Source organism: Jeotgalibacillus campisalis (assembly GCF_000829515.1).
In the GTDB taxonomy this organism is placed as follows: Bacteria; Bacillota; Bacilli; order Bacillales; family Jeotgalibacillaceae; genus Jeotgalibacillus; species Jeotgalibacillus campisalis.
The window spans coordinates 1-684 of the sequence record NZ_JXRR01000005.1 but is presented as its reverse complement, the minus strand read 5'-3'; the positions used below and the strand labels follow the sequence as shown (position 1 = coordinate 684).

Here is a 684-nt window from a genome sequence, read left to right as displayed (position 1 = left end):
GCATATCGGTGTTAGTACCGTCCTTCATCGGCTCCTAGTGCCAAGGCATTCACCGTGCGCCCTTTCTAACTTAACCATTTTTGCCTCATTATCCACGGCGCATCTCTTCGTCAGCTGCCTGTCGTCACATCCTCACGCACTGGTAAGTGCGTTCCGGTGTTCCTCCAGCCTGCTTCCTCGACCTGCTTGTGGCTAATGGTCAAAAAAATAGTTTTTGAATCATACGATTCAATGGATTTTCATTTGAAAATCACTAAGGTGGCGATTACTCGGTTTGTTGCTTTGTTTGTTTGATGTCTTTATCCAGTTTTCAAGGAACGAGTCTGTCACCCGAAGGTGACTTTTCTACACAACAAAGTTTTCGAGCAGGTCTTTCTTTCTCGAAAGAGTGTGTTTGGTGGAGCCTAGCGGGATCGAACCGCTGACCTCCTGCGTGCAAGGCAGGCGCTCTCCCAGCTGAGCTAAGGCCCCATGGGATGATAGGATAGAAGATAAATGGTGGGCCTAAGTGGACTCGAACCACCGACCTCACGCTTATCAGGCGTGCGCTCTAACCAGCTGAGCTATAGGCCCCTATCTTTACTATCAAGGAGATTCAATTAACTTGAACCTTCAAAACTAAACAACCAAAGAACGTCAGGGCGTTAATGTGTGTGACGCGATTGACTTTAAAAGCCATCGGCC

General features: G+C 48.0%; 2 tRNA genes. Both read right to left on the bottom strand.

Annotation, left to right across the window (positions count from 1 at the left end):
• Nucleotides 1–395: 395 nt before the first annotated feature.
• Nucleotides 396–471 (bottom strand) — tRNA-Ala (locus KR50_RS02940).
• A gap of 25 nt (nt 472–496) precedes the next feature.
• Nucleotides 497–573: transfer RNA gene (locus KR50_RS02935), tRNA-Ile, on the bottom strand.
• Between the last annotated feature and the right edge of the window lie 111 nt (nt 574–684).